Source organism: Solibacillus sp. FSL H8-0523 (assembly GCF_038051985.1).
Lineage (GTDB): Bacteria > Bacillota > Bacilli > Bacillales_A > Planococcaceae > Solibacillus.
In genome coordinates, this window is the sequence record NZ_CP150291.1 from 730,640 (window position 1) to 752,781 (window position 22,142).

Below are 22,142 nucleotides of genomic sequence, written 5' to 3' on the forward strand. Positions count from 1 at the left end.
TACACTATTCTTGTTTATTCGTTTATAGGAGAAATAGACACCCTATGATACAATAGAGTCATAATTAGCCTGGGAATTTGGAAGGAGATACATACATTGGAAAAACAAAAAGGGATTTTATTAGAGAGTGGAACAAATGAACTTGAAATCGTTGAATTTGAAGTAGCAAACAATAAATTTGGCATTAATGTAATTAAGGTCAAAGAAATTATTCAACCAATTCCAGTGACATTTATTCCGCATGTACATCCTCATGTAGAAGGTATTATTCAATTACGCGGGGAAGTATTGCCGGTTGTAGATATGTTAAAAGTATTAGGGATTCCAACAGAAAACCGTAATCCACAACAAAAGTATATTGTTGCTGAATTTAATAAACAACGCGTAGTCTTCCATGTCGATAACGTAACACAAATCCACCGTATTTCGTGGGATCAAATTGAGAAGCCGTCTGACATGTACCAAGGAGGTACGTCACAAGTAATTGGTGTAATTAAGCGTAATGAAGAAATGATTTTACTACTAGACTTCGAAAGAATTATGGTTGATATTAACCCTGAATCAAGTATTAGTGTAGAATCAGTGAAAAAACTAGGTAAGCGCGAACGTTCTGAAAAGAAAATTGTTATTGCCGAAGACTCACCGTTATTACGTAAGCTTTTATTCGATACAATGAACGAAGCGGGCTATGCTAATACAGAGTTCTTTGAAAATGGTCGAGATGCTTACGAGTATTTAGAAGCATTAGCAAAAGCCGACAAAGAAATTGAAAAGCATGTTCAAATGGTTGTAACAGATATAGAAATGCCACAAATGGATGGCCATCATTTAACAAAAAAAATTAAAACACATCCAGACCTTCAAAAATTACCAGTAATTATCTTCTCAAGCTTAATTACTGACGACTTACGTCATAAAGGTGATCAAGTAGGGGCAGAGGACCAAATTTCAAAACCAGAAATTGCGGAACTTATTTTACGTATGGATAAATTAATGCTGTAAAATATTTACCAATTGGTTGAAGCAACACACGAAGATGATATAAAATAGTAATAAGCCGGATACTTGTAAAAGTAATTCCGGCTATTTTTATAACGTTATTGTCTGTATGTTCACGAAAACTCAAATGACTTTTAGAAAGAAGTGACAGGCATCTATGGGAAATTTAAAAACAGCCATTATTGATATCGGTTCGAACACGATTCGACTCGTATTATATTCGTATAAAAAAAACGAAGGGCTACGCGAGTTTGGCAATATTAAAACAGTAGCAAAGCTTCGTACGTATCTCTTACCGAATGGGGAGATGTCTGAAGAGGGGATTCAACTTTTAGCAGACACATTAAATTCGTTCCGTTTAATTTTAGCAGACTATCAAGTGACAGATATTAAAGCGGCAGCGACAGCGGCTGTTCGGCAAGCGGTTAACAACGAAGAAATCATTCGTCGCATGCAAGAAGAAACCGGTATAAAAATTGATATTTTAACAGAAGAAGAAGAGGCTTATTACGGATTTGCGGCAGTTGCACATTCGATGGATACACCTTCTGCTGTGACGATTGATATTGGTGGTGGCTCAACGGAAATTACGTTGTTTATTAATAAAAAGCTTCAAAAAACGTTCAGTTTTCCATTTGGTACGGTGTCACTAAAGCAAAAATTCGTGAAGGGCTCAATAATTACCCGTGATGAACTCGCAAAGTTAAATGCCGATGTAATAGAAAAGTTCAGCTCGTTACCATGGATTAAAGACGTAGCATTTCCAGTGGTTGGCATAGGGGGGAGTGCGCGTAATATTGCACAGGTGCATCAGCAAAAAACAAACTACCCGTTGTCAGGTGTTCATGAGTATGAAATGAAGCAAGGTGATTTAGAAGCATTAAGTGATTATTTAGTGCAATTTTCGTTTGAGGAATTAAAGCAACTAGACGGTTTATCTTCAGATCGCGCAGACACGATTGTACTAGCGTTAGAAGTGTTCCGGGCGTTGTTAACAGTTGTAGGTTCTGACACATTTCAAGTGAGTAAAAAAGGTTTACGTGAAGGGCTAATTATTAAGCGCGTATTACAGGGAAACGCAACCGCATACAATAAATATAATGTTTTTGAAGAAAGTGCCCGTCAATTAGCCTTGGCTTATGGGCGCACGGAAGATGAAGTTCAGACACTTGCAAAGCTGACAGAGCAGTTTTACCGTGAGTGCTGCCATTTACAATTATTTAACTTTAATGAAGCTGATTTAAAACTGCTGATTAAGGGAGCGAAGGTTTATGCAATTGGCGAATATATTGAGCTGGATTCGTCTAGTCAGCATACATTTTATTTGATTGCCAATCAATCATTGCCAGGTCTTTCACATGTAGATCGAGTAAAACTAGCACTACTGGCTTCCTATAAAAATCGTGATTATTTTGAGCGTTTTTCACAGCCCTTTGAAACATGGATTTCAAAAGAGGAGCTTAAAAAAATACGTGATTTTGGCGCGATTTTAAAATTTGTCTACGCACTGAATATGACAAAACGTAATGTAGTGAAGCATCTTGCGATTGAAAATAAAGGCGATGATTTACTAATCGAGGTCGTCACGTCAGAACGTGCTATTGCCGAAATGGCACAAGTAGAGAAACAGAAAAAGCATATCGAGCGTGTGTTCAAAAAGAACATTCAAATTGTGTTCAACGAGGAAGGATGGAATTGAAAATGACAACAAATATGGAGATGAATCCGATGTCTGAATCAGAAGAGATGATCAAACCAGATTTTCAGGTGTTAGAGGAAATTGCAAAACCTCAATATTACAATAACCGTGAGCTTAGCTGGTTAGCATTTAATGAACGTGTATTAGAAGAAGCCGAAGATACGAATAATCCATTATTAGAACGCTTAAAGTTTTTAGCGATTTTTAGTTCGAATTTAGATGAGTTTTTCATGGTGCGTGTAGCAGGCCTTCAAGATCAAATTCGTGCAGGTTTCCATAAGCCTGAAAATAAATCGGGCTTAACACCAAAGGAACAGCTAGCGAAAATTGCGGAGCGTACACAAGCTTTAGTACGTCGTCAAACAGAGGTGTATCGTCATTTAGTAGATGATTTATTACCAAAAGAAAATGTCTATGTACGTGATATGAAGCTATTAACTGCTGAGCAAAAGAATTTCGTCCATGAATTATTTGAAGAAACGATTTTTCCAGTATTAACACCTGTAGCAGTTGATGCATATCGTCCGTTCCCAACGTTACTTGGCCGTACATTAAACTTGCTTGTGATGTTAGAAAACAATAATTCGGATTCAGAAATGTCAGATAAGGTTGCGATTGTACAAGTACCATCTGTTTTAGAGCGTTTTATCAAAGTACCAACACAAAATGACGAAACGGTATTTGTTTTATTAGAAGATGTCATTTCAAATAGTATTGACCGTTTATTCTTTGGCTATAAAGTAAAATCTACGCAAGCATTCCGTTTAACGCGTAATGCCGATTTAACAATTCATGAAGAGGGCGCACAGGATTTACTAGTAGAAATCGAAAAAGAGTTAAAGAAACGTAAATGGGGCGTTGGCTCCCGTTTAGAAGTACGAGATGGTGAAATGAACGATGATGTACTTGAGTACTTACTAGATGAATTTGAAATTGAAGAATCAGACGTTTTTAAAATCGATGGTCCACTCGATTTAACGACGATGTTTAGTTTTGTGAAAGCGATTTCAAAGGGCCGAGAGCATTTAGAATATGAAAGCTTTATCCCGCAGCCACCACAAGATTTGCAGTCAGATGAAAATATTTTTGAAAAAGTATTAACGCAAGACATTTTCTTCCATCATCCATATGAGTCATTTGTCCCAATTGTTGATTTTATCGCAGAAGCAGCAAAGGATCCAAGTGTTCTTGCGATTAAGCAAACTCTGTATCGTGTAAGCGGCAACTCCCCAATTATTCAAGCGTTAAAGCAAGCAGCTGAAAACGGCAAGCAAGTAACCGTACTTGTGGAGTTAAAGGCACGTTTTGATGAAGAAAATAATGTGCACTGGGCAAAGCAACTTGAGCAAGCGGGCTGCCTAGTAATTTATGGAATGAATAATTTAAAAACGCACTCAAAAATTACGCTCGTTATCCGTCGTCGCCAAGGGAAAATTGAACGCTTTGTGCACCTTGGTACAGGGAATTACAACGATGCAACGGCAAAAATATATACAGATATGGCGATTATTACATCCAATAAGGAATTCGGCATTGATGCAACCAACTTCTTTAACTATTTAAGTGGTTATACAGAAAAACCAAAATTCAATCATATTTGTGTATCGCCATATGACATCCGAGATGAGTTTCTGAAATTAATCGATAAAGAAATTGCACTACATAAAGAGTATGGCAATGGCTTTATCCGTGCGAAAATGAATTCATTAACAGACAAAGATTTAATGATGAAATTATATGAAGCGTCCATTGCAGGTGTGAAAATTGAGTTAATCATTCGAGGGATTTGCTGTATTCGTCCAGGGATCCCAGGCATTTCAGAAAACATTACGGTTACAAGTATTGTCGGACGCTTCTTAGAGCACTCACGCATTTTCTGGTTCCACCATAACGGGAACAATAGCTTGTATTTATCATCAGCAGATATGATGACACGCAATATGATTAAGCGAGTAGAAATTTTATTCCCAATTTATGCGCCAGATATTAAAAAGCGTATCCAGCGCATTATGATGACGCAACTTGAGGATAACCAAAAGGCACGTATTCAGGATTCAAATGGAAAATACCACTACAAAGAGAATCACAATAGTGATGTGCTTATCAACAGCCAAGAAGTGTTCTTAAACGAATCCCTTGGTACAATTGTCGAAGAATAAATGATAAATGCCATTTTCTTGTCTCAGAGAAAATGGCATTTTTAATGCAGTATACTACGCACGCCCATTTTTTTTATGCATCCAGTAATTAAAAAGGAGTGCCATTTTGCAACCTACTAACTATGCATCGCCGGCTAGGTCGAGTTTCCCTGATTTGATGAAAGCAATCAACGGGGAATTTACAGTAATTCATTATTATCAGCATTTAGCGAACCTTGCACCGAACGAAACTATTAAAAAAAGAATTTTAGAAATTCGAGCAGATTAACAGAATCACGCAGTTTGGTTTTTATATTTTCTAACGTCTAGTAAAAAAATGTACAATCCCCAGAGGCTTGAAAATGAAAATACTGATTTTTCTATAAATTATTGGTATTTTGTAGTAAAATGAATACATGAATGATTATTCATTTTATTTCAAGGGGGATGGGAATATGTTGACAGGTAAAACAATTATTATTACAGGCGGTTCTAGTGGAATGGGCCTTGGGATGGCGAAGCAGTTTGTGCAAGAGGGTGCAAATGTTGTTATTACAGGACGTGATGCAGAGCGTTTAGCAAATGCTAAAGCAGATATTTTAGCATTGGGTTCGACAATTGAAACATTTCAAATGGATGTGCGTGAGCCAGAGCATGTGCAAGCAATGGTTGATTTTACGGTTGGAAAATTTGGACGCATTGATCGCTTAGTGAATAATGCAGCAGGTAACTTTTTAGTGCAGGCAGAAAAGCTGTCACCAAATGGCTGGAAGGCTGTTATTGATATTGTCTTAAACGGCACATTTTACTGTTCATCTGCCGTAGGGAAGTACTGGATTGAAAATGGCATTAAGGGCTCGATTTTAAATATGGTGGCAACCTATGCATGGGGCGCGGGTGCTGGAGTTGTACACTCAGCTGCGGCAAAAGCGGGTGTATTATCGCTTACACGTACATTAGCGGTTGAATGGGGCACACAATACGGTATTCGTGTGAATGCCATCGCACCAGGGCCAATTGAGCGTACAGGTGGCGCGGATAAACTGTGGGAATCAGAGGAACAGGCGAAGCGTACAATAAATTCTGTCCCATTAAAACGCCTAGGTACTCCCGAAGAAATTGCGGATTTAGCAACATTTATGCTGTCAGATAAGGCAGGATATTTAAATGGTGAATGCATTACGCTTGATGGCGGTCAATGGTTAAATCCGTTTCCGTTTTAAGTGAGAATAAACGTTCATTAAACGGTACATACTAGCGCTAAAAGGGGGCGCTAGTGGTGGGAATGTGGCTTTATCCGACAATTATCGTATGTACGATACTTTGCTTGATGGGCTATTATTTAACGGTAAGAGTCGGACATAAAATTGAAGATAGCGGAGAAGAACGCGATAGCGAGGTATCAGAAAAAATTGTAGAGCATCCATTTTTTCTGAATCCGATTATATTATCATACGTGGTATTCTTAGCATTTACAGGCGTCATTATTTTTTATTATTGGGCACGTGGTTACTAATTTTTTATGCATAATAGGACGAATTTGCTCGTCTTGTTATGCTTTTTCTTTGTGTAAGTAGGCATGTTTCTTAGTCAATAAATTAGTAGTTATGTTATGATAGAGAGAGAAAATGCAAGGTGTGAAAAAGTGATAGGGTTTTAATGTAGAAGCAGTTTGTATTGATTTGCCCGTATTAACGGAGTCAAAGGAGTAGAACAGAATGATTTCAACTAACAACAGAGCGTTATTAGACATGCCAATCAAGGATTTTATTATTTCTTCTGAAAAGGTAGCACATGTTCAAAGTGGTAATAATGCAGAGCATGCACTGCTTGTCTTAACGAAAACAGGTTATTCTTCAATCCCCGTATTAGACGTAAAATATCGTTTAAAGGGACTACTTAGCACAAAAATGATCACCGAATCCATCTTAGGGTTAGAACGAATTGAATATGATAAATTACAAAATATCCGTGTAGATGAAGTCATGGCGCATGATGTCGCTTACTTAAAAATAACAGACACATTCCAACGTGCGCTAGATTTAGTTATCAATCATGCTTTCTTGTGCGTCATTGACGAGGAAGGTACGTTTGTCGGAATTATGACACGAAGAGTTATTTTAAAACAATTAAAGAAATACGTTTACCAACAAAATGCGTAAATCATGATTTGTCGACAAGGTCCTCTGGGGCTTTGTCGACTTTTAACGTCAATCAGTAGGAAAGGAAGAAATAAATGACGGCAACAGAAGCAGAAATCATCAAGGTGCTGGCAGAGGAAAAAAACATGCGTAAGGCAGCCGAGCGTTTATTTTTAACACAGCCAGCATTATCACAGCGTCTACAATCAATCGAAAAAGAATGGGGCTCGCAGTTATTTATTCGTTCGCAAAAAGGGTTAACTGCTACGCCAGCAGGAGAATTAGTCATTCAATATGCGAATGAAACAATCGCCAAACGTGAAGAGATTTTTGAATCGATTCAAGCATTGCAATCAAAGGTACACGGTACATTGAAAATTGCTTGTGCGTCCATCGTTGGTCAAAATTGGCTTCCAAAAGTGTTAAAGGATTTTGTGACTAAGTATCCGGATACGAAAATTTCACTCATGACGGGTTGGAGCTCTGAAATTGTGAAGGCTTTGTATGATGGAGAGGCGCATATTGGTATTGTACGTGGGCAGGCAGACTGGAAAGGGAAGAAAATTCACCTATTCCGTGACATGATGTATTTGGTTGATAAGGAAATTCAAGATATGGAAGATATCATTACATCAGATCGCCCCTTCATTCAATTTAAGAGTGACTCGAATTACTATCAAGAAATCCAGCAATGGTGGCAGCGTCATTTTAACTATAATCCAAAGCACCAAATTATCGTGGATCAAATCGAGACGTGTAAACAAATGGCATTGAACGGGATTGGCTATGCGATTTTACCGTCCATCACATTGAATGGGGAAGAAAACGTCAATAAAATTCCACTAACGAATTCCGAAAGTGACTACGGATTAACGCGTGATACGTGGTTAATTGGTTATGAATCAACATTTGAACTGCGCCAAGTGGAAGCCTTTGTAAAGGTTGTACAGGACCGCGCGAGTTGCCTATACGATTATTCCAATGGACAATTTAAATAACATATAGGAACGTAGGTTAAGTCGGTTGTGCTTAGCCTACGTTTTGTTGTGGAAAAAAGCATTTATTGAAATTTATCTGAAAATTTAGTACAATATCTCATGTTAAGAAAACTTACATACGAAGAGGTGTCCAATGGAAAAATTAAATGCACAGCAAATTATTGATTTTATTTCACAGGCAAAAAAAGTTACACCGGTTAAAGTCTATGTAAAAGGACCTGGTGTTGCTTATTTATCATATGGAACAGATGCAAAAGTATTTGGAGATGGCAATAACGCCGTGGTTTTCGGTGAGTGGTCTCAAATTGAAGCAGCATTAAAGGAACACGGAACACAAATTGAGGATTATGTCGTAGAGAGCGATCGCCGTAACTCGGGCGTTCCACTGTTAGATACAAAACATATTAATGCGCGTATCGAACCAGGGGCGATTATTCGTGACCAAGTAACAATTGGCGAGCAAGCCGTTATTATGATGGGTGCGATTATTAATATTGGTGCAGAAATTGGCACGAAAACAATGATTGATATGGGTGCGGTACTAGGTGGGCGTGCAACAGTAGGAGCAAACTGTCATATTGGTGCAGGAACTGTGCTTGCAGGGGTTGTAGAACCACCAAGTGCATTACCTGTAGTTGTAGAAGATGATGTGGTCATTGGTGCGAATGCGGTTGTCTTAGAAGGGGTACGTATCGGGCAAGGGGCAGTTGTTGCAGCCGGTGCGATTGTGATTAAAGACGTAGAACCTTATACCGTGGTAGCCGGTGTACCTGCACGCGAAATTAAAAAGTTAGACGAGAAAACGAAGTCAAAAACAGAAATTATTGATTCATTACGTAACTTATAAGAAGGTGTATGTATGAAAAATCTCATTGAAGTGCGACGGGATTTACACAAAATTCCTGAAATTGGCTTCGAGGAAGTTAAAACGCAGCGCTATTTATTAACATACCTTACACAATTACCACAGGCTTATTTGCAGGTAGTGACGTGGAAAACGGGTATTGTTGTAAAAATTCAAGGCTCTAACCCAACGAAATGTATCGGTTGGCGCACGGATATTGACGCGCTGCCGGTTTTTGAAGAAACCGCTCTGGATTTTCGTTCCGAGCACGAGGGCTTTATGCATGCGTGTGGTCATGATTGTCATATGGCAATCGCCCTTGGTTTAGTCACAGCATTTGCCAAGAGTCGTCCAGCGCAAGATGTGGTCGTGTATTTCCAGCCGGCTGAAGAAGGTCCAGGTGGTGCGGAACCAATGCTTGAATGGCTACGCAGTGAGCAGCCACAGCTTGTGGCAGATGAAATTTATGCACTACATATTGCTCCTGAATATCCTGTTGGCACGGTGGCGACAAAACCTGGGCTACTCTTTGCGAATACATCGGAGCTATTTATTGATTTAAAAGGTGTTGGTGGGCATGCGGCATTCCCGCATAAAACGCGCGACATGACCGTAGCGGCGGCGAATTTAATCGTCCAGCTGCAAACAATCATTAGCCGAAACGTCAACCCAATGGATAGCGCGGTTATTACGATTGGCAAAATGACTTCGGGTACGGTACAAAATGTCATTGCTGAAAATGCACGTTTAGAAGGCACGATCCGTACGTTAAGTGCAGAAGCGATGACAGAGGTGAAACGTCGAATTGAAGCAATTTGTGCGGGCATTGAAGCCGCATTTGAATGTAGTGTCAGCATTGATTATGGCTCAATGTATTATGAAGTGAATAATGATGAGCGTTGCGCAAACGCGCTCTTAGAATTTGCGCGTGAATTTGACGGTGCGGTGAGCTATGAGTGTCCCGCTGCAATGACCGGTGAGGATTTTGGCTATTTCATTAAGGAGATTCCAGGTGCAATGTTTTGGGCAGGTGCCAACTGTGAATATGGTTTACATCATGCAAAATTAGCACCAGATGAAGCGCTCATTCCGTTTAATCAACAATTTGTGGAACAGTTTATTCGTTCTTTATAAAAAATACCCATTTAACGTCACTCGTTAAATGGGTATTTTTATAATGTTTACCTATTATTAATAAGCTTTTACGATGCCTTTAGTAAATGAGGGGCACGTTTTGCTGTCCATGCATAGGCAAGGATAAAGCAACCAACTAACACGACAGTCCCTAAAAAATATGGTGAATCCGGGTTCCAATCGAATAAAATCCCAGCTAACGCAGGTCCAAACATATTGCCTAGACTCATATAAGCGTTGTTCATCCCCGCTGCAAAGCCCTGTTCATCCCCAGCCAGTTTTGAAATAAGCGTATTCACGGCCGGACGAATAAACGTTGTTGCAATCGAGAATAATGTCGCGACAACTAAAATTACGAAGAAGCCACTAATATAAACCACAAGTAGCATCGTCACAGCTGCGATCAGCAAGTTCACTAAAATCACTTTCATCTCACCGAAGCGTTTAAATAACTTATTGACGACAAACATTTGCAGAACAACGCCCGCGAAGCCACCGACTGTTAAAATGATAGCAATATCTGTTGGACTATAGTTAAATTTATTGTCTAAATAGAGCGAGAGCGTTGCTTGGAAGTTAGCAATCCCAAAGCTAAAGGTGAAGACGACGATTAAAAAAATGAAGTACGACGTTTTCACAGAACGCGCTAGCTGCTTAAATAAGTTTTCGCGCGGTGCGGTAACGATTTTCACAGATTTTACATTTGGTAAATAAATCGCTGATAATGCCGAAGCAATTAATGCGACAGCACCTGCTAAATAAAACGGGAATGTTAAATTGACATTTGCTAAAAAGCCTCCAATCCCAGGCCCAATCATAAAGCCTAAAGACATCGCTGCCCCAATCATTCCCATGCCTTTACCACGTTCTTCGTACGTCGTAATATCGGCTACGAATGCCATAATTGGAGGCATGATGAACGCCGCCCCAGCACCACTTAAAAAGCGCGCTAAAAATAGCACCCACACTTCTGTCGCCATGCCGAATAAAATTTGTGCACAGCCGTAAACGATAAGCCCCGCAACGATAAACATTTTACGTCCATGACGATCCGATAAATCTCCCGCTACAGGAGAGAGTAAAAACTGCGCGAGCGCAAAGCCAGCGATTAAAAAGCCGAGTACTTGTCCACCAACGCCAAATACTTGTAGATAAGCAGGCATTACTGGAACGATAATCCCAATCCCACCCATCGTAATGAACATATTAAACATTAATAAATAAAGTGCTAATTTATTTGATTGTTGCTCCATTCACTTCAGCCCTTCACTAAATATTTCGATTTTTGAAATGATTAATTGCCAATAGCATACCATATTGTACTGCCTTACACGATAAAAATCATCGTGCAGAAGACTGAAATTGTCGGTTGAATTTTCAGAATAATTTTGTTTAAATGAGAAAGAAAACAACAAAGAGAAGAAGGTTGTAAAGATGAATTATAAGTTTTGGACGGTTGTCATGATACAACAAGACGAGAACGTACTGCTATTAAATCGCCAGCATGATCATTTTAAAGGCTATATTCCACCCGGAGGCAAAGTTGATTTTCCTGAGGGCTTTGCGGAAGGGGCAATCCGTGAGGTAAAGGAAGAGACAGGACTTGATGTACATAGCTTAACGTTTAAAGGGGTTTCCCATTATACGAATGCAGTAAAGAAAGAGCAATTTATTATTTATAACTATTTAACAAACGATTTCTCAGGCGAGTTACTAGAAAACTGCGATGAAGGAGAACTGGAATGGGTCCCGATTCGTGAAGCGAAAAATTACCCAATGCAAGAAGATATCCGTATACGTTTTGATTACTTTTTTGAGCCTGGGACATTTGAAATTCATATGATTTGGGATGAGGAAAACGATTGTTTAGACAAGCGCATCATACATAAGTTATAAAAAACGACAGGCGCGAGTTATGGCCTGTCGTTACATTTATATCTAGGTTAAAGCGCCAGCCCCTAGAGCTTTTCGGTCCCGCCGTCGAAAGTGATGAAACGTTTACTTTCTAGTCGGGGCTTAAATGGCGCTTTAGCGCTTTTAATTATTTCAAACTCATTTTAAATTCTAAGAAATACTCGTTATACTTACCTAACCATTCAAGGCCAAGGTTTTCGTATACTTCTAATGTGTCGCGTTGTTCGTTTGATGGATAGAAGCGCTCGTCGCCAATAACTTCCTCGTCCATTAGTTCCCAAGCGGCAAAGTTAGGAGAAGAGTACCCAACATAATCTGCATTTTGTGCAGCATTTTCAGGGTCTAACATAAAGTTAATGAACTTATGTGCACCTTCTACGTTTTTCGATGTTTTTGGAATAATCATATTATCAAAGAAAATGTTTGACCCTTCATACGGTGTCGCGAAATCTAATTCTTCATTTTCCCACAGCATATCGGCTGCTTGACCAGACCAAGTAAGTGCAACCGCGGCCTCGTTGTTGACCATCAGTGGTGTAATTTCATCCCCGATAACTGCTTTGATGTTTGGTGTTAATGAAATCAGTTTATCTGTCGCTTCACGTAAAAGCACATCATCTTTGACGTTTAATGATTGGCGGATTGAGTTTAAGCCCATGCCAATGACTTCACGAGAGCTGTCGACTAAAAATACTTTTTCTTTTAATGAAGGATCCCATAAATCTTCCCATGATTCGAATGTTAAATGGTCAGCAATTAAGTTCGGATTGTATACAATACCAACCGTCCCCCAGAAGTAAGGAATCGAATATTCATTGCCTTTATCGAATGCTAAGTCTAAAAAGTCTTCATGAATATATTGTAAGTTCGGTACTAATGCATGATCAATTGGAATCAGTAAATCCTTTTCTTTCATTGATTCAATCGTATATTCAGATGGCACGGCAACGTCATACGCTGAACCACCTTGCTCGATTTTTGTCATCATCGCTTCGTTTGAGTCGAATGTTTCATAGGTCACTTTAATACCTGTTTCTTCTTCAAACTTGCCGATTAACTCGGGATCGATGTACTCGCCCCAGTTATAGATTGTAAGTGAATCCTTACTGCCTGAGCTGCCTGATGATTCCATTTGATTGACTGCAACAAACAGTAGGGCACAGACAATGATAATGGCAATTGTTGCTTGTAGTAAATCTCTCATCGTTGTCCCTCCGTTGTTGCTGATTTTGAACGTTTGTTAATGAAGTAGTAACCGATAACGATTAATAGGGTTACCGCAAATACTAAACCTGAAATCGCGTTTACTGTTAATGAAATCCCAGCACGCGCCATTGAGTAAATTTCTACTGATAATGTTGAGAAACCATTACCCGTTACGAAAAACGTTACAGCGAAATCATCTAATGAGTACGTTAATGCCATGAAGAAACCAGCAAAAATACCAGGTGAGATGTACGGTAAAATAACACGTAATAAGACATCACGTTTTGTTGCACCTAAATCGCGTGCAGCATCAATGAGAGAGGTATTCATTTCTAATAATTTTGGTAAAACCATTAACACAACAATCGGTACACTGAATGCTACGTGTGAGACTAACACCGAAGCAAAGCCAAGTTTTACACCAATCATTGTAAATAAAATTAAGAAACTTGCACCGATCACAACGTCCGGTGAAACAATTAAAATATTATTTAATGATAATAAGGTATTACGCATTTTTTTGTCTTTTAGTGAGACAATCCCGATCGCGCCAAGCGTTCCGATAATCGTTGCGATTAAACCTGAAAGCAGGGCAACGATGACTGTGTTTAATAAAATAACAATTAGGCGTGAATCCTCGAAGACAGCCGCATAGTGTTCCCATGTGAACGATTCGAAGCTATTCATGGTACCGCCACTATTGAAAGAATAAAAGATTAAGTAAAGAATTGGCGCATAGAGAATCACAAATACGAATACTAAATACGCTTTAGAAGCAGCTGATAATTTTTTCATTATGCGCGGCCTCCTTTAGATTTGTCTCGCGTTAATAACATCGTAATGAACATGAATAAAATTAAGAATACGGCAATTGTCGAACCCATGCCCCAGTTTTGAGAAACTAAGAATTGCTGCTCAATTGCTGTACCTAACGTAATCACCTTGTTACCCGCAATTAAACGTGTAATCATGAATAGTGATAGAGCAGGGATGAATGTTACTTGAATCCCTGATTTTACGCCGTCAATTGTCAGTGGGAAAATCACGCGGCGGAATGTCGTCCAAGCGCTAGCCCCAAGGTCGCGTGCAGCGTACACAAGTGATGGGTTCATTTTATCTAATGAGTTGAAGATTGGAATAATCATAAACGGAATAAAGATGTAAACCGCTACGAAAATAAAACTAAAATCGGTAAATAAAATTTGCTGTGGATTAAAGCCGAATACTTCAACAAGGGCATTGATTGGACCATATAAACCGAAAATCCCAATGAATGCATATGTTTTTAATAGTAAGTTAATCCAAGACGGAATAATGATTAACATTAACCATAACTGCTTGTGCTTTGTTTTTGTAAGTAAATAAGCAGTAGGGTAGGCAAATAATAACGTAAATAACGTAATTAAAAACGCATACCAGAAACTACTTAGTGTCATTTTTAAATAAACTGGTGTGAAGAACTTCGCATAGTTGGCTAATGTGAAATTACCATTTAAATCAAGTACTGAATAGTAAACGATTAATGCAATCGGCGCGATAACGAATAAAACGATCCAAAATAAATAAGGAATTAACGGTCCTTTTGCAGTTTTGTTATTCATGGTCTTCATCCCCATAAGCTTCTAAACGTTTGTCGAAATCTTCTTCTGTCTCGTTTAAGCGCATTACGTGAATTGCTTCTGGATCAAAGTCCAAGCCAATTTCTTTGCCAACTTCTGCTTTTTTCAGTGAGTGTACTAACCATTCATTGCCGTCTTTATCGTATGTTGAAAGCTCATAGTGAACCCCGCGGAATAGCTGCGTATCGACCGTTACAATTAATTTACCTTTTTCAGGTGTCGTCATTTCTAAATCTTCTGGACGAATCACAATGTCAATTTTTTCGTTTGGTTTCATACCACCATCGACACACTCGAATTCTTTTCCTGCAAATTTCACTTTGTAGTCCTCAATCATAATACCGTCTACGATATTTGATTCCCCGATAAAGTCTGCTACGAAGCGGTTAATTGGCTCATCGTAAATATCTACCGGTGTACCAGATTGTTTAATTTCACCATGTGACAAGACGAAGATTTCATCACTCATTGCTAGTGCTTCTTCTTGGTCATGTGTTACGAAGATGAATGTTTTACCAAGACGCTGTTGTAACTCGCGTAACTCGTATTGCATTTCTGTACGTAATTTTAAGTCTAAAGCCGATAATGGCTCATCAAGTAAAATCACGTCTGGATCATTGACAATGGCACGTGCGATTGCCACGCGCTGGCGTTGACCACCTGACATTTCAGAAATTTCACGATTACCATAGCCTGCTAAGTTAACGAATTTTAACGCTTCTTGTACACGTTCTTTTACTTCAGCTTCTTTAACTTTTTTAATACGTAAACCGAATGCTACGTTTTCAAACACGTTTAAGTGTGGGAATAGGGCGTAATCTTGGAATACCGTATTGACGTGGCGTTCGTTGGCAGGTACGTCATTAATACGTTTGCCGTTAAAGAAGACATCGCCTGTAGTGGCATCTGTAAAACCGGCAATAATGCGTAAAATCGTTGTTTTACCACACCCAGATGGTCCTAATAACGTGTAAAACTTACCACGCTCTAACTCTAAGTTAATATTTTTTAATACAACAGTACCGTCGTTGTATGATTTTGTGACATTTTCAAAGCGAATAATCGTGTTATCCATGTGAGTAGCCTCCTAAATTATAAGTATGATTGCGTCGCGACTAACAGTAATTTTGTTATGCCGTTATGCGCATTAAAGATTTGGTGATTGGAGGAAGCCTCATAGTAGACGGCATGTCCTTCGCTCGCAATATATTCGTCGCTGCCAAGCACAACACGAATTCGTCCATTTAATACGTAAATGAATGTCTCTGCTAATGATGGTTCGAATGATTTAAATTCTGCATCCTTTTGCAGTGTAATGAAAACAGGTTCCATTTCCTTTTCATTTGATGTCGGAATTAACCACTCAATTTCGTATTTCTTGTCGTGGTCAATAAAGCTTGTTTGGTCGTCCTTTGTAAAGACAATTTGTTCCTGGCCTAGTTCATCATCAAAGAAGTCCCGTGGCTTAGAGCCGAGTACTTCGAGTAAGTTGAAGAGTGTTTCAATCGAAGGGGAGTTTAAATCTCTCTCCAATTGAGAAATATAACCTTTCGTTAAATCCGTGCGCTCCCCAAGCTCTTCTTGGGTAAGACCCTTTTTTAAACGCAATGCCTTGATCTTCGCACCAATTTGCATGTGGTCACGCTCCTTTTTGGGCAATAAAAAATCCTCCGTAAGAGTTTACTGTTGTTAAACCTTGAGTACGGAAGTTTACTTTTACAAAACTTTTAGTTTACCAAAACAATAATAATTATACCGAATTTAGACGGATTTTCAAGTATATTTATGCTTTGTTTTGAAATAATTTTAGTTAAAATGTAGGAATACTTCTTTTGTGCCGTTGCCGCGAAATCCCGTACGTATTGAATCGTATGAACATATGCTATTTTTGAGGAGGGAATCGATGAAATTATATACACCGATGCCAGCATTACAAGGTGCTTCTAAAATATTTAATGACCGACGTTTGCACAAGGGGGATACAGGGCCAATGCTGATCTATTTTTGGTCAATGAGCTGCGTACAATGTAAGCAGTCCATTGAAAAGTTAAAGGATATTCAAGCGCGCTTTGAAAATCGATTAAAGGTTAACGCGATTCACATGCCAAGAAACGACCAGGATTATTCAATGGAACAACTAAAAGACACAATTCAGCGCTTACAACTACCATTCCCTGTTTATGCAGATCATGAACTAAAAATTAGCGATGCATTCCAAAATCTAATTGTTCCTGCTTATTATTTATTTGATGAAAAACAACAGTTACGCTTTTTAAAGTACGGCTTTGTATCAACGAAATCACTGCAGCAAAAAATTGAGCGCATAATATGATGGTAACTGTTTCCGAAGTACGATAAAATGTTGGCAATGCAAAGTCGGAGGAAACGAGATGAAAAAAGAATTCGTAGTAATTGGGTTAGGTCGTTTTGGAGGAAGTATCGTACGTGAGTTAGTGAAGCAAGGAGCGAACGTAATGGCAATTGATACCGATAGTGAACGTGTCGATGAATTTGCCCGTATCGCTACACAAGCAGTTGTCGCAGATACGACAGAAGAGGAAACGGTAAAGTCTCTCGGTCTGTGGAATTTTGAACATGTCATTGTGGCAATTGGCGAAAATATTCAATCGAGTATTTTAACGACGCTGATTTTAAAGGAGCTCGGTGTGCAGCAAATTACCGTAAAGGCCCAAAATGACTATCATGAAAAAGTGTTACGTAAAATTGGTGCAGATTTTGTTGTGCATCCGGAACGAGACATGGGCATTCGTATTGCCAACAATATGTTATCAAACAGTGTGCTCGATTATTTAGAGTTATCAGCAGAGCATTCTTTAATGGAAATTCGGGCAAGTGAACAAATTGCAGGGAATTCGTTAATTGAGCTCGATATCCGTGCAAAATACGGGGTAAACATTGTCGGCATTACCCGTGGTGACGAAATTATGATTTCTCCACCGGCAACGGAGCGTATCCAACAAGGTGATATCTTACTTATTATTGGTGCCGATGTGGATATTAACCGTTTTGTGAAAAAGGAAATACAATAGGAAAAAGGTGCTCCGAAATTAATTCGGGGCACCTTTATTTTATACTTCCATAATAATCGGTAAGATCATTGGGCGACGTTTTGTTTTTTCGTATAAATACGGTCCTAAAGCGTCTGTAATTTCATTTTTCAGATCGCTCCATTGTGTATCTTTTTCTTGGATTGTGCTGTTTAAATGTTGATTTAACATTTTTTGTGCTTCGTTAATCATTGTACCTGATTCACGCATGTACACAAATCCGCGAGAGATAATGTCTGGACCTGATACGAGTTTGTTATTGGCCATATCAACACTTACTACGACAATAACTAAGCCTTCTTCAGAAAGAATACGGCGGTCACGTAGCACGATGTTGCCGATATCACCAATCCCATTACCATCGATATACACATCGCCAGAAGGGATGCGGCCTGCAACATGTGCTTCATTCGCACTTAATGCAAGAACGTCACCGTTTTCCATAACGAACGAGTTATCAAGTGGTATATCACAAGCTTCTGCAAGTTCTGTGTGAATTTTTAACATACGATATTCACCGTGAATTGGCATGAAGAACTTCGGTTTCATTAGGCGCAGCATAAGTTTTTGCTCTTGCTGAGAACCATGACCTGAAGTATGGATATTTTTTAATGTGCCGTGAATAACTTCTGCACCGGCACGGAATAATAAGTTGATGATTTTGTTGACGCTCATCGTGTTACCAGGAACTGGAGAAGATGAGAATACTACTGTGTCACCAGGTTGAATTTGAATTTGACGGTGAGTACCGTTTGCAATACGTGATAATGCAGCCATCGGTTCACCTTGAGAACCTGTACATAAAATCATCACTTCGTTTGCAGGTAAGCGGTTTAAGCTTTGTACATCAACAAATGTTTCTTTTGGTGCTGTAATATAGCCTAATTCGCGACCAATCGTAATGGCATTATCCATTGAACGACCGAATACAGCGATTTTACGACCATATTTAATTGCAGCATCTGTTGCTTGTTGTAATCGGTGGATATTCGATGCGAATGTCGCAAAAATAATACGGCCATCCACTTTACGGAAAATCTCATCGATACTTTTACCAACTGTACGCTCAGACATTGTAAATTCTGTTTTTTCAGCATTTGTACTGTCAGAAAGTAGGCAAAGGACACCATCACGGCCGATTTCAGCCATTTTTGTTAAGTTTGCCGGTTCGCCTACAGGAGTGAAGTCGAATTTGAAGTCACCAGTATGAACGATGTTGCCTGGTGGTGTTTTTACAACAACTCCGTATGCATCTGGAATACTATGCGTCGTACGGAAGAAACTCACAGACGTTTTACGGAACTTAATAATATCGTCTTCTTTAAATTCGATTAATTTCGTTGTACGTAATAAGCCGTGCTCATCTAATTTGTTACGTAGTAAGCCTAATGCTAATTTACCACCATAAACAGGCACGTTTACCTGACGTAATAAGTAAGGTATCCCGCCGATATGGTCTTCGTGACCGTGTGTAATAAATAAACCTTTAATTTTGTCTACGTTTCGAACTAAATACGTATAGTCCGGAATCACGTAGTCAATACCAAGTAGCTCGTCCTCAGGGAATTTAATACCTGCGTCAATTAAAATAATTTCATCTTGGAATTGTACTGCGTATGTGTTTTTGCCGATTTCGCCCAGTCCGCCGAGTGCGAAAACAGCTGCTTGATCATTCTTAACGAATTTCATAAGAATTAAGCGTTCTCCAGAATGAAGTTAGGGCTGTTTTGTTCATACTCTAGATAGTTGCCTTCTAAAAGTTGAACTAGCTCGATGTTGTAGTTACGGTCTTTTAAATAGTGACGTACTTCACGCTCAGATGCCGCCTCTAAATAAACTACTTTTGTGTTTTCGCGAACTGGAATGTCAGTAACTCTTTCTTGATAATAAACTTTGTAAATCATAGTGTCTCTCCTTTAATAACGAACATTATTATTGCATCCTCTTTCATAAAGAAAAACGCATTTCCTTTATATTATCATGGGACTCCTTTAAAATAAAGAAAAGCCCTTTAAAAATGATGGATAAACATATTAAATCAATAAAAAAATGACACGTCCTAAAAAGGCGTGCCATTTTAAAATGAAATCTGTTAGGCAATTAATTTTTTCCCGAGGATGCCATTTAATTGTTTGAGCCACTTCTTTTTGAGACGCCTTAACATAGGTCATCACTCCTCATTTCTATTATACTGAATATTCAGTCTTTTGTAAAGGGTTACTATATATAAAGGAAGAAATTAAATGAAAAAAATTTTATTTTTTGATGTAGACGGCACCTTATATAATTCTAACAAACAGCTTCCAAGCACTGCGAAGGAAGCGCTATTTAAAGCACGAGAAAATGGCTATGAGATTGCAATTGCTACAGGACGCGCACCGTTTATGATTGCGGATTTATTAGAAGAATTACAAATTGATAGCTATGTCACGTTTAACGGTCAATATGTTGTCTATAAAGGCAAAGTGATTTATACAAACCAGATTGCAAATGACTTGTTAGCTGATATTTTACAATTCGGCGCTGAGCGCAACCATCCATTTGTGTTTTTAAATGAGCGTGAAATGATTGCATCAAAAGAAGGCTCTTGTGAAATTGAAGAAAGTTTAGCGACGCTTCATTACCCGTATCCGGAGATTAATGCAGATTATTATTTACAAACGCCCGTTTATCAAACGCTTCTTTTTGCAAATGCAAACGAGCAAGCAACCTATGAGCACCAGTTTCCAGGTGTTGAATTTGTCCGTTGGCATCCATATTCTTGTGACATGTTGCCAAAAGGAGGTTCAAAAGCAGTAGGGATTCAAAAATTAGTTGATCATATCGGAATAGATATGAGCGAAGTTATTGCATTTGGTGATGGATTAAATGACGTCGAAATGCTACGGGAAGTTGGTTTTGGTGTAGCGATGGGGAATGGGCACGAAGAAGCAAAGGAGTCTGCTTCAATCGTAGCGGGTCATGTAGATGAGGATGGGTTATTTAGAGTAATGAAACAGTTAAAAATTATTTAAAAAATAGTAGAATAATAGTGAATCGTATTATTTTTTGTTATATAATGTAAGGAAGAGGAATTGAGAATGCAAAATGTGTTATTAGTTTACGAATTGAAGGTGATTTTAAATGATAAAATTCGAAACAATGGTTGGGGGAATTTCTGTGGGGATGGAAAGTACCCAATCAAATAATGATGCGTTTTTCAACGTTACAGATAAAAAGCATGCTACAAAAGCGAACGAAATAGTGGCACAAGGGATTTACTATGGCTATATTAAAGTATTAATTGATGGTGAGGAACAATTTGGACAGTATCAATTACAAATTGTTGCGGCGCAATGGTTACGGTATATTGAATTGTTTGAACAATTTTTTGAAAAAGGTTATGTTCAAGCGGAGGTTCCGTCCTATTTAGAAGTGAAACGGATTGATGATGAGACGTTATCTTTTCACATAAAAGATTCACTGTTTGTTTTTTCCTATGTCGAGTTTATTAAGCAATTTATTCATGATGCCCTAGAATACTTCATATACCATCAACAGGTTACAAATGATGGTATGTATGAGGACGTCGTAGCGTATTTAAGGCAATGGCAATCAAAACTTTATTTAGCAGAATAAAAAAGCGTTGCGAATTCAATTTCGCAACGCTTTTTACTGTTTATTCTCTACCAAATGGGATGCTATTTTCAATCTCGTGGAATGGATCTTGTTCGTTAATGCGATCATAGAACATGACGCCGTTTAAGTGATCTAACTCATGCTGGAACGCAATGGCAGGTAACCCTGTTAAGCGTAATTTCTTTTCTTCGCCGTCTACCGTCATAAATTTCACCGTAATACGAGCGTAACGCGGTACGTAGCCTGGCACAGCACGGTCAACTGATAAACAGCCTTCACCACTTGTAATGTATGTTTGTTCTACCGAATGACTAACGATTTTAGGATTTATAGCAACAAAGCTTAATAGTTCGCCTTGATCATCATCTAAATGAAGCGCGAACATACGCTTTAGGCTATTTACTTGGTTTGCAGCTAAGCCAATTCCACCACGTAAATTGTATTTTTCAGCAATTTCAGGGTCTTGACTATTAATTAAATATTGCAGCATATCATCAGCTAATTGACGATCTTCTTGGGTTAATGGGAAAGTAACCTCTTCTGCGCGTGTACGTAATGTTGGGTGACCTTCACGAATAATATGTTCCATTAAAATCATGTGAAACTTCCTTTCAGTTCTAACTTAATTATTTTTCATTATACACAACTCATGAATTGGGATGTAGAAAAAACTTTTGAATGGCGAAATAATTAGTAGAATGGATTGTTTAGGTGAAGATATGGGAATGAATGTCATGAGAACTGAGGTTATTTAGCAAATAATG

The 22,142-nt window shown here is 38.6% G+C and carries 24 protein-coding genes; 15 read left to right on the forward strand and 9 right to left on the reverse strand.

Translation table 11 applies throughout. The features are described 5' to 3' along the window. Window positions 1–96 precede the first annotated feature (96 nt). The 10 genes from NSQ62_RS03360 to NSQ62_RS03405 all read left to right on the forward strand — a co-directional run bounded on the left by NSQ62_RS03360 (window position 97) and on the right by NSQ62_RS03405 (window position 9,953). On the forward strand, window positions 97–1,002 hold the full coding sequence (locus NSQ62_RS03360) for a chemotaxis protein (protein WP_341322517.1): 906 nt from the start codon (window positions 97–99) through the stop codon (window positions 1,000–1,002). A 154-nt stretch (window positions 1,003–1,156) separates the two neighbouring features. Next, window positions 1,157–2,698, forward strand: a complete 1,542-nt coding sequence (locus tag NSQ62_RS03365) for a Ppx/GppA phosphatase family protein (protein WP_341322518.1) — start codon at window positions 1,157–1,159, stop codon at window positions 2,696–2,698. Between the two features lie 2 nt (window positions 2,699–2,700). Further along, the gene (locus NSQ62_RS03370) at window positions 2,701–4,857 is read left to right on the forward strand and encodes an RNA degradosome polyphosphate kinase (RefSeq protein WP_341322519.1); all 2,157 of its coding nucleotides are present in this window, start codon (window positions 2,701–2,703) and stop codon (window positions 4,855–4,857) included. A gap of 106 nt (window positions 4,858–4,963) precedes the next feature. Then, the gene (locus tag NSQ62_RS03375) at window positions 4,964–5,125 is read left to right on the forward strand and encodes a hypothetical protein (RefSeq protein WP_341322520.1); all 162 of its coding nucleotides are present in this window, start codon (window positions 4,964–4,966) and stop codon (window positions 5,123–5,125) included. A gap of 166 nt (window positions 5,126–5,291) precedes the next feature. Beyond that, a complete protein-coding gene (fadH, locus tag NSQ62_RS03380; protein ID WP_341322521.1) occupies window positions 5,292–6,059 on the forward strand; it encodes a 2,4-dienoyl-CoA reductase in 768 nt (255 codons plus the stop codon). Between the two features lie 56 nt (window positions 6,060–6,115). Further along, complete coding sequence (locus tag NSQ62_RS03385; protein ID WP_341322522.1) at window positions 6,116–6,352, forward strand: short-chain dehydrogenase; 237 nt, start codon at window positions 6,116–6,118, stop codon at window positions 6,350–6,352. Between the two features lie 202 nt (window positions 6,353–6,554). After that, on the forward strand, window positions 6,555–6,998 hold the full coding sequence (gene cbpB, locus NSQ62_RS03390; protein WP_341322523.1) for a cyclic-di-AMP-binding protein CbpB: 444 nt from the start codon (window positions 6,555–6,557) through the stop codon (window positions 6,996–6,998). A gap of 74 nt (window positions 6,999–7,072) precedes the next feature. Next, window positions 7,073–7,975 (forward strand): LysR family transcriptional regulator, encoded by a 903-nt coding sequence (locus tag NSQ62_RS03395; RefSeq protein ID WP_341322524.1) that lies wholly within the window; start codon window positions 7,073–7,075, stop codon window positions 7,973–7,975. 133 nt (window positions 7,976–8,108) lie between these two features. Next, window positions 8,109–8,822, forward strand: coding sequence for a 2,3,4,5-tetrahydropyridine-2,6-dicarboxylate N-acetyltransferase (gene dapD, locus NSQ62_RS03400; RefSeq protein WP_341322525.1), 714 nt, complete (start codon window positions 8,109–8,111; stop codon window positions 8,820–8,822). A gap of 12 nt (window positions 8,823–8,834) precedes the next feature. Further along, complete coding sequence (locus NSQ62_RS03405; RefSeq protein ID WP_341322526.1) at window positions 8,835–9,953, forward strand: N-acetyldiaminopimelate deacetylase; 1,119 nt, start codon at window positions 8,835–8,837, stop codon at window positions 9,951–9,953. A gap of 68 nt (window positions 9,954–10,021) precedes the next feature. On the opposite strand, the gene NSQ62_RS03410 is transcribed toward NSQ62_RS03405, so the two are convergent. Beyond that, window positions 10,022–11,206, reverse strand: coding sequence for an MFS transporter (locus NSQ62_RS03410; RefSeq protein ID WP_341322527.1), 1,185 nt, complete (start codon window positions 11,204–11,206; stop codon window positions 10,022–10,024). A gap of 181 nt (window positions 11,207–11,387) precedes the next feature. Here NSQ62_RS03410 and NSQ62_RS03415 point away from each other — a divergent pair, with 181 nt between their 5' ends. Next, on the forward strand, window positions 11,388–11,849 hold the full coding sequence (locus NSQ62_RS03415) for an 8-oxo-dGTP diphosphatase (protein WP_341322528.1): 462 nt from the start codon (window positions 11,388–11,390) through the stop codon (window positions 11,847–11,849). A 145-nt stretch (window positions 11,850–11,994) separates the two neighbouring features. Here NSQ62_RS03415 and NSQ62_RS03420 read toward each other — a convergent pair whose 3' ends face one another. From NSQ62_RS03420 to NSQ62_RS03440, 5 genes are read right to left on the reverse strand one after another with little or no spacing between them, the layout of a single operon-like run. Continuing rightward, entirely contained in the window at window positions 11,995–13,071 is a 1,077-nt protein-coding gene (locus NSQ62_RS03420) for an ABC transporter substrate-binding protein (protein WP_341322529.1), read from the reverse strand. Then, window positions 13,068–13,868 (reverse strand): ABC transporter permease, encoded by an 801-nt coding sequence (locus NSQ62_RS03425; RefSeq protein WP_341322530.1) that lies wholly within the window; start codon window positions 13,866–13,868, stop codon window positions 13,068–13,070. The genes NSQ62_RS03420 and NSQ62_RS03425 overlap by 4 nt, the downstream gene beginning before the upstream one ends. Continuing rightward, window positions 13,868–14,674, reverse strand: coding sequence for an ABC transporter permease (locus NSQ62_RS03430; RefSeq protein ID WP_341322531.1), 807 nt, complete (start codon window positions 14,672–14,674; stop codon window positions 13,868–13,870). Before NSQ62_RS03430 ends, NSQ62_RS03425 begins: the two co-directional genes overlap by 1 nt. Further along, entirely contained in the window at window positions 14,667–15,767 is a 1,101-nt protein-coding gene (locus NSQ62_RS03435; protein WP_341322532.1) for an ABC transporter ATP-binding protein, read from the reverse strand. The genes NSQ62_RS03430 and NSQ62_RS03435 overlap by 8 nt, the downstream gene beginning before the upstream one ends. Before the next feature lie 17 nt (window positions 15,768–15,784). Next, the gene (locus NSQ62_RS03440) at window positions 15,785–16,327 is read right to left on the reverse strand and encodes an XRE family transcriptional regulator (protein WP_341322533.1); all 543 of its coding nucleotides are present in this window, start codon (window positions 16,325–16,327) and stop codon (window positions 15,785–15,787) included. 268 nt (window positions 16,328–16,595) lie between these two features. On the opposite strand from NSQ62_RS03440, the gene NSQ62_RS03445 reads away from it, so the two are divergent. Both NSQ62_RS03445 and NSQ62_RS03450 read left to right on the forward strand, forming a co-directional pair. Beyond that, entirely contained in the window at window positions 16,596–17,024 is a 429-nt protein-coding gene (locus NSQ62_RS03445; RefSeq protein ID WP_341322534.1) for a TlpA disulfide reductase family protein, read from the forward strand. Window positions 17,025–17,082: 58 nt separating this feature from the next. Further along, on the forward strand, window positions 17,083–17,742 hold the full coding sequence (locus NSQ62_RS03450; RefSeq protein WP_341322535.1) for a TrkA family potassium uptake protein: 660 nt from the start codon (window positions 17,083–17,085) through the stop codon (window positions 17,740–17,742). A 39-nt stretch (window positions 17,743–17,781) separates the two neighbouring features. Here the strand turns inward: NSQ62_RS03450 and NSQ62_RS03455 are convergent, their stop codons facing one another. Further along, window positions 17,782–19,449 (reverse strand): ribonuclease J, encoded by a 1,668-nt coding sequence (locus tag NSQ62_RS03455; protein WP_341322536.1) that lies wholly within the window; start codon window positions 19,447–19,449, stop codon window positions 17,782–17,784. A 5-nt stretch (window positions 19,450–19,454) separates the two neighbouring features. Next, window positions 19,455–19,664 carry a DNA-directed RNA polymerase subunit epsilon gene (locus NSQ62_RS03460; protein ID WP_341322537.1) on the reverse strand — a complete coding sequence of 70 codons (210 nt, stop codon included), beginning with the start codon at window positions 19,662–19,664 and terminating at the stop codon, window positions 19,455–19,457. A gap of 339 nt (window positions 19,665–20,003) precedes the next feature. Here NSQ62_RS03460 and NSQ62_RS03465 point away from each other — a divergent pair, with 339 nt between their 5' ends. Together NSQ62_RS03465 and NSQ62_RS03470 are read left to right on the forward strand one after the other, a co-directional pair. Then, entirely contained in the window at window positions 20,004–20,774 is a 771-nt protein-coding gene (locus NSQ62_RS03465; protein ID WP_341322538.1) for a Cof-type HAD-IIB family hydrolase, read from the forward strand. Window positions 20,775–20,883: 109 nt separating this feature from the next. After that, on the forward strand, window positions 20,884–21,378 hold the full coding sequence (locus NSQ62_RS03470) for a hypothetical protein (protein WP_341322539.1): 495 nt from the start codon (window positions 20,884–20,886) through the stop codon (window positions 21,376–21,378). Window positions 21,379–21,418: 40 nt separating this feature from the next. On the opposite strand, the gene def is transcribed toward NSQ62_RS03470, so the two are convergent. Continuing rightward, window positions 21,419–21,976, reverse strand: coding sequence for a peptide deformylase (gene def / locus NSQ62_RS03475; protein ID WP_341322540.1), 558 nt, complete (start codon window positions 21,974–21,976; stop codon window positions 21,419–21,421). Window positions 21,977–22,142: the final 166 nt, after the last annotated feature.